Below are 6,644 nucleotides of genomic sequence, written 5' to 3' on the forward strand. Positions count from 1 at the left end.
GCGTCATCCGGAAGCATTTTCAGTTGAAAGGCATCGGTGTATCCGATGGCTTCGAAAGCCTGGTTCCACCAGCGTCCTCCTTCCAAAAGCGCCGACCGTACAGGCTCCGGGGTTCCGTTGTCCAGATAATACACAATGGGCTCTACCGCTTCACTTGTGGCCGCCTCCGGATTTTTCTTCTCAAGCCTGTGCCGGGTGATATACCGCTTTTCCAGGGAGGACTCCACAGGGGTTGCATAATCGTAGTATGAAAAGGGGTAACTGCCACAACCGGGGTGAAATTCCCGCATCTGAAACCCATCATCCGGCAATTTTATAAATGAGTGGTGCTGGTTTACAGTGATGAGGTTCGGATTTGGCGTCACAGATCGCACCAGACGCCCTTTGGGTTCTCCTTTGAAAGTCAGAAGGGCGTCAAATTCTACATTTTCAGGAAAGCCTTTGGTTCGTTCCATATTCAAGGCGCTTCGGGAGGTGTCGACGGTATAACTGCCTTCACCAGCTCTTTTCAGACGGGCCGATACCCCGTGAGCGTCCTGCATCAAGAACCCGGAAAGATCGATGATATGGGAACTGCCAACAGTCTCTACAATTGGAAAGCCATAAATCACAGATTTGGCAAAGGCCTGTTCTACCGCTTTCTTTTCAAGGGGATTGTCGGTGAGCGCGCGGTACTCCAGGTTGGGTTGTACGAGCAGCAATTTGTTTCCCGCTTTTTTGAAGTACACGACCTGTTCATTCCCCAATTGTCCCCGGTCCAGCCCGATGTCGTTACTCCCCATCCCGCTACTCAGGGAATAGACGTACAGAAATTCCTTTTCAAGGTCCTTGACCTCAAGGTAGATTTTATCCGATTCCGGATCGTACATATAATCAAAGTATCCATCGTACTTATCAAAGTTTTTACTTTTCTCGGTGAATTGAGCTGAAATCAGATAGGGAAGCAGTAGAAAAAGGAGGGCCGATGAATTTCGAATCATAAGTTGTGAGATAACAAATTATAGTTTTTTATGAATCCCCTAAAATAAGCGTAAGGCAATTATCCTACAAGGTCACCCGTCAAAATTTGAGCCTGCCCACATTGTTTTGCGCATTTATTTTGATTTCCCAATAATTCAGTTACCTTATTAACCTAGGTTGGTTTCTATGGCATCTGATAACACAATTTTCGCTTCTTACCTCCGGGATCCTTCGCTCTTTGATGAGATTTTTGACAGGGACGGCAAGGTGACCCGCGTGTACAAAAAACTTTTTAAACATTACGGCAAGAATTCCATAGCAGAATATTTACATCTGAACGACAAAGCCAAGGCCTCCTTTTTTAATCAGGGCATTACCTTTCAGGTATACAGCGAGGAAGCTACGAAAGAAAAAATATTTCCTTTTGACATGTTTCCCAGGATAATAGGGGCTGGCGAATGGGAGCACATTCAAAACGGGGCGGCCCAGCGCTGCAGAGCCCTGAACTTTTTCCTGAAAGATATCTACGGAAAAAAACAAATCATAAAGGATGGGGTCATTCCTCTGGAACTTATCAACTCCTCCGAAAACTACCTGGAGCAGATGGTGGGGATGACCCCCCCCGGCGAAGTCTACAATCATATATCAGGGACGGATATCATAAGGCACAACGATGGTGAATACTACGTTTTAGAAGATAATATCCGTTGCCCATCAGGGGTCAGTTATGTTCTTAGTAACCGCACCGCGCTCAAGCGGGCCTATTTTGGAGTCTTTAACCACTATGGGGTGCACACGGTTACCAATTACGCTGAGAATCTTTTGGACAAGCTGGAACACGTCAAGCCCAAAGGGGTGGATGTTCCCAATACAGTGGTTCTTACCCCTGGCATGTATAATTCTGCCTTTTACGAACACAGTTACCTGGCCAAAACCATGGGTGTGGAACTGGTAGAGGGCAGGGATTTATTTGTGGAAAATGATTTTGTCTATATGAAGACCATTGAAGGTCCGCAAAGAGTAGATATTATTTATCGGAGAATAGACGACCTTTTTCTGGATCCCCTTGAATTCCGCAAAGACTCTTCCCTCGGGGTACCCGGATTATTTGCCGCGTATAAAAAAGGGAACGTAACCATAGCCAATGCCCCTGGAACCGGTGTAGCTGATGACAAAGCGGTTTATACCTATGTACCCGATATCATACGCTATTATCTGGGTGAAGATCCTATCTTGAAAAATGTTCACACCTATCACTGCAGTCGCAAAGAGGAGCGAGAATTTGTAATCGAGAATATAAGGGAACTCGTGGTGAAACCTGTGGACGAAGCGGGTGGGTATGGGATTTCTATCGGAAACCGACTCAATGATAAGGAAGTGGAGGAAGTTCGCAAATCCATCCGGGAAGCCCCGCGCAAATACGTGGCGCAGCCCATTCTATCGCTTTCTGTTCACCCGACATTCATCGAAGATTCGCAGTCCTTTGAGCAACGACATATCGACCTTCGCACCTTTACTGTTTTAGGCCCTGATTCCTGTTATGTTCTCAAAGGAGGACTAACACGGGTGGCCCTTCGAAAAGGAAACCTCATTGTTAATTCATCCCAGGGTGGTGGCTCCAAGGATACCTGGGTACTTCAAAAATAAGCACTATGTTAGCCCGTGTTGCCGATAATTTGTTCTGGATGGGGCGTTATATTGAACGCACCGAACACATAGCCCGGTACCTGAATGTGAATTACTTTTCTTCCCTGGACGCCCCGGATCCGCGTTCCCAGTCAAAGGATTTCGTTCTTCGCTCCATGATGTCCATGGCCGGCATTAACCCACAGGAGGAAACAAAACTAAAGCAGCAAGAGGTGTTGTACCAGCTGGGATTGGATCCGGAAACGCCCATATCCATTATCAACGCCGTACGAAACGCAAGGGAAAATGCGCTCTCAGCCCGGGATTTGATCTCCACTGAGTTATACGAAGCCATAAATAAGTTTTACCACTATGTAAATGATTACCCGCCAAAAACTTTTATGAAAACGGGGTTGTTTGATTTCACAACCCACAATACAGAGATGACGGCTATCATTCGCGCAAAAATGAGAGGTACGCTGTTCCACGATTCTATATATGCCATCATCATGATGGGTGTCAATTTGGAAAGAGCGATTCAAATCACGCGAATAATACAGACTAAGTTCCTGGATGCAGAACTTTCGACCCATGATGATCCGGAAGGATTCCGAACCAGCTATGAATGGACGACACTTCTGAAATGCGCAGAATCCTATGATATGATGCGCAGGCTTTACAAAAAACAACCGACCAGCTTGAGTACCCTCGAATTCCTGATCCTCAATCCCAATTGCCCGAGATCTGTAATGAACAGCCTGAATCAGGTTTACCGTCATGTATGTCACCTGGATCCCTCCCGAATAAAGAATAAGGCTTCAGCGGCCTTTATGGTAGGGAAAACCCGGGCCGCTTATCAGTTCATGAAGGTCGAAGAAATTGAATCAGACACGGGGGGCTTTATCGAGGGTATTCTTTCGGAGCTTTCAGATATCGGATTTCATCTCGAAAAAGAGTTCTTCAGTTACTAACCTGTCGATAAGTTCCGTTTTCGGCATTCAAATAGAAAAATATGGGAATGCAGTACTCGATTGAATACCACGCAGAAAACACTTATGAATTCCCGATTCACGAGGCGTATTGGCAATTCCTGATAGAACCCCTGGAGGGACCGGGCCAACGGCTTCTGGAGATGAACTTTACCAGCAGTGCAGATGCGCCATGGGAACACTCCCGAAACGCATTCGATTTTAAAGTTATTCGCGTGCGGTGTCGCACCCCTCTGAAAAAAATTAGTTTTCACGCCATATTCCACTTAGAGAAAGAGTCTGGAAACCCCTACAGCTTTGACCTTGCGCATATAAGACCCCTCCCGGAGAACCCGGAAGAAAAATTGGCATTCCGGGTGGAATTTAACAGGTTTTTACAGAGTACTGCCCTTAGTCTGATCCCGGAAAAATCTCCGGTATTCGAATTTAACCCTTCAGAAAATGTTTTTACCAACTTGTTGGGGCTCAATACATGGATCCATGAAACTATTCAATACCGGGAGGGTGTTACCGATATTGAGACCCGCTTAGAAGACATTCTTGTTCAACGCGAGGGGGTTTGCCAGGATTTTGCCCATCTTTTTCTTGGTATCGCCCGCCAAAATGGTGTTCCTGCCCGGTACATTTCAGGGTACCTGCACCAGGGACACGGGTACTTTGGCGATACACAAATGCACGCCTGGACCGAAGCCTATCTCCCGGGAATAGGATGGTTGGGCTTCGACCCCACCAACAATCTTCTCACAGCTGCTGACCATATTAAAGTTGTTCATGGCCGGGATTATAGGGACTGCGCCCCTCTGAAGGGAGTACTTTATGCCCAGGGTCGCAACACTACAACGCATAAAGTGCAGGTGGCTTCACAGCAGTAATTAATAGTAAAGCGTTTATTGAAATCCCCTTAAAAGACTGTAACTTTACGCCTTAAAATTCACAGCATGTTCGAGAAATTGAAGTCGCTTTTAGAACGCCTTGGCGCGTTAAGGAGGTATCTTTGACATAGATGCCAAGCGCATTGAAATCCAAAACGAAGAAGAGAAAACCCTTGCCCCCGGTTTTTGGGATGACCCTGTTTCTGCCCAGGAGTTTATGAAGAAACTCAAAGGGAAGAAGAATTGGGTGACGCAATTCGAAGAGGCCCGGCAGCTCGTGGGAGATGCAGAGATTTTATCGGAGTTTCTGGAGGCCGATGAAGGTTCCGAAAAAGATGTAGCGATCCAAATCGAAAAAGCTGAGGCAGCTTTGGAAAAACTGGAGTTTCGAAATATGCTATCCGCGGAAGGTGACGACTTGACGGCCGTGCTCCAAATCACTGCGGGTGCAGGAGGAACAGAAAGCTGCGATTGGGCATCCATGCTAATGCGGATGTACCTGATGTGGGCAGAAAAAAACGGATGCAAAGTCAGGGAACTCAACTTCCAGGAAGGAGATGTGGCCGGAATTAAAACCGTTACCCTGGAAATTGACGGAGAATACGCCTTTGGATGGCTTAAGGGTGAAAACGGGGTGCACCGCCTGGTGCGTATTTCGCCGTTTGACAGTAACGCCAAACGCCATACCTCTTTCGCTTCGGTATATGTCTATCCTTTGGCCGATGACTCCATTGAGATCGATATCAACCCGGCAGACATTGAAATCACCACAGCCCGTTCCAGTGGGGCCGGAGGCCAGAATGTGAACAAGGTGGAGACCAAGGTGCAACTGGTGCACAAACCCACCGGTATACAGATCTCCTGTTCTGATTCCAGGTCCCAGCACGATAACAGGGCCACAGCGATGAAAATGCTGAAGTCTCAGTTATATGAAATTGAACTGAGGAAAAAACAGGAAGCCCGGGATGCTATCGAGGCCTCTAAGATGAAAATCGAATGGGGTTCTCAGATTCGCAACTATGTGATGCACCCGTATAAACTGGTAAAGGATGTTCGGACCGGGGAAGAAACTGGAAATGTGGACGCTGTTATGGATGGGGATATCGACCAGTTCCTGAAAGCCTACCTGATGATGACGGGTCAGAAAGACCCGGCTTAACAGAACTAACACGTTGCCCATGATTACTATTTATCACAACCCGAGATGTCGTAAATCCAGGGAAACCCTCGCTTTGATTCAAGAAAGCGGAGAAGATTTTGAGATTGTCGAATACCTGAAAACACCCCTGAGCAAAGAAGAACTAAAAGCCTTGCTCCACAAACTGCAAATGCAGCCCGAGGAGCTCCTGCGCAAAGGTGAAGCCATTTGGAAAGAAAAGTACAAAGGGAAAACGCTGGATGAGGGTCAAATCTTACAGGCCATGGCTGAGTATCCCAAGCTCATGGAAAGACCTGTAGTGGTTAAAGGGGATGCCGCTGTACTGGGTCGACCTCCTGAAAACATCAGGCACCTGTTCGAAAATCCAGGTTCGGATTAAGGAGAACAGAAGTTCTACATTCATTTAACAAACATTTAACCAAGCCGGATTAAACGGTTTTTGCCAAATCCGGTCTAAAAGACTGAGCAATGAAAAAAATCATTCTTTTTTTAACCGTTTCCCTTATGGGGATTTATAGCACTCACGCTCAAATGGGGCGCTATGGGACATTTGATAGTCAGCGTTCTTCCCTGCCGCGAGGTCCGGGGCCTGAAGTTCAAAAAGAAGATCCGAAAACGGCAGAAGAGCTTGTGGCAGATCAAATGCCCAGGATTACCGAAGCCCTGGATCTGAACGACTTTGAACAAGCTGTAGTGAGTTCCATTCTCAATAAGTATGTGCAGCAGCGCATCGAGCTTCAAATCCTGGAATTGCCCAAGGATAAGGCCAGGGAAGCTTATGAGAAGATCGCAGAAAACCAGCAAGCAGAACTGAAGCAAGGATTGCCTCCGGAGAAGTATGAAGGTTTTATGGATCTGATTAAAAATGGAAAAAAGTCTAAGAAGGAAAAAAAGGATCGGAAAAAGAAGAAAAAAACGTAACCCTTCATGAATAAATTTCTCGTGCCTGTTTTGGCACTGTTTTGCCTCGGATTGCAGGCCCAACGGCCAGAAAATTCGAAAACCCAAAGCATTACCTTAACCGGAACCGTCCTGGAC

General features: G+C 46.6%; 7 protein-coding genes. 6 read left to right on the top strand and 1 reads right to left on the bottom strand.

All coding sequences use genetic code 11. The annotated features are described in order from the left end of the window. Window positions 1–980 (bottom strand): DUF5117 domain-containing protein (locus tag WBV75_RS05405; protein WP_424119624.1); only part of this gene is annotated, 980 nt, incomplete at its 3' end. A 166-nt stretch (window positions 981–1,146) separates the two neighbouring features. Here WBV75_RS05405 and WBV75_RS05410 point away from each other — a divergent pair. The 6 genes from WBV75_RS05410 to WBV75_RS05435 all read left to right on the top strand — a co-directional run bounded on the left by WBV75_RS05410 (window position 1,147) and on the right by WBV75_RS05435 (window position 6,527). Then, window positions 1,147–2,607 (top strand): circularly permuted type 2 ATP-grasp protein, encoded by a 1,461-nt coding sequence (locus tag WBV75_RS05410; RefSeq protein WP_424119625.1) that lies wholly within the window; start codon window positions 1,147–1,149, stop codon window positions 2,605–2,607. 5 nt (window positions 2,608–2,612) lie between these two features. Continuing rightward, window positions 2,613–3,557 (top strand): alpha-E domain-containing protein, encoded by a 945-nt coding sequence (locus WBV75_RS05415; protein WP_424119626.1) that lies wholly within the window; start codon window positions 2,613–2,615, stop codon window positions 3,555–3,557. A 47-nt stretch (window positions 3,558–3,604) separates the two neighbouring features. Next, the gene (locus tag WBV75_RS05420) at window positions 3,605–4,447 is read left to right on the top strand and encodes a transglutaminase-like domain-containing protein (RefSeq protein WP_424119627.1); all 843 of its coding nucleotides are present in this window, start codon (window positions 3,605–3,607) and stop codon (window positions 4,445–4,447) included. 66 nt (window positions 4,448–4,513) lie between these two features. Then, a protein-coding gene (prfB, locus tag WBV75_RS05425) for a peptide chain release factor 2 (protein ID WP_424119628.1) occupies window positions 4,514–5,606 on the top strand; the annotation gives its coding sequence in 2 pieces (ribosomal slippage) (window positions 4,514–4,570 and window positions 4,572–5,606; 1,092 coding nt in all). A gap of 19 nt (window positions 5,607–5,625) precedes the next feature. Next, a complete protein-coding gene (arsC, locus tag WBV75_RS05430; RefSeq protein WP_424119629.1) occupies window positions 5,626–5,985 on the top strand; it encodes an arsenate reductase (glutaredoxin) in 360 nt (119 codons plus the stop codon). An 89-nt stretch (window positions 5,986–6,074) separates the two neighbouring features. Then, complete coding sequence (locus tag WBV75_RS05435; RefSeq protein ID WP_424119630.1) at window positions 6,075–6,527, top strand: hypothetical protein; 453 nt, start codon at window positions 6,075–6,077, stop codon at window positions 6,525–6,527. The last annotated feature ends 117 nt before the right edge of the window (window positions 6,528–6,644 follow it).

The sequence above is a fragment of the Robiginitalea sp. genome, assembly GCF_049588695.1.
Classification (GTDB): domain Bacteria; phylum Bacteroidota; class Bacteroidia; order Flavobacteriales; family Flavobacteriaceae; genus Robiginitalea.